The organism is Photobacterium alginatilyticum (genome assembly GCF_009910675.1).
GTDB classification, from domain to species: Bacteria; Pseudomonadota; Gammaproteobacteria; order Enterobacterales; family Vibrionaceae; genus Photobacterium; species Photobacterium alginatilyticum.
In genome coordinates this window covers 1-633 of sequence record NZ_RSEJ01000192.1, presented here as the reverse complement: position 1 = coordinate 633, position 633 = coordinate 1, and the positions used below count along the sequence as shown (strand labels likewise).

1 protein-coding gene is annotated in these 633 nt (G+C 48.0%); it reads right to left on the bottom strand.

Going from position 1 to position 633, the window contains the following annotated elements; translation table 11 throughout:
• On the bottom strand, nt 1-184 hold a 184-nt coding region (locus EIZ48_RS29275; protein WP_205298651.1), incomplete at its 3' end, for a hypothetical protein.
• Nucleotides 185-633 lie beyond the last annotated feature (449 nt).

Sequence of the window (633 nt, the reverse complement as noted above, 5' to 3'; positions counted from 1 at the left end):
GCGACAAAGAAAACGACAACCTGCTGTTCTCTGAACTTTCAGGCAGCCTTTCGCTGAACGAATAGCCAGAGAAATCGTGGAAATATACGATGAACATTCTACCATCGATGAACTTGGCTCTAAGGTGCATAACGCCTGCAATAAGGTGCCCCACGCAAAACCAGCCAAGCGCACCGAACTTCATACCAAAACCRCCGAGTGTAACGGGTCACCTTGATTGCTTTGTTAGGCATTTCCACTTGTGACATTCCTACTTGGCCGGCRAACTCTCAGCATAATCTAGTGCCAACCATGGGATACAGCACCTTCGAATCCTCACGAGACATGATGACTATCAACACCTTAAAGCCAACGACATTTGCATGACAGCCTAATGAGGTGCTAATCGAGGCTGCATCACTAGACTCATGGCTTGAGTAAACGACAAGCCGTTCACTGCTTTGTATCGAGGAAGCTAGGAATGCTTATTGCCATAATCTGAGGCAGCAAAGAACGGAGCAACCTGCGTTTCCCAGAACTTTAAGGACAGCCCTACGATGAGCGAATGGACTAAGAGTTCCCGTTCTTGGGCGACGTGGTTACGACCAGATCCAAAAGCAGTCTTTTGTCATGCCTAACGCCTGCAATAAGGTG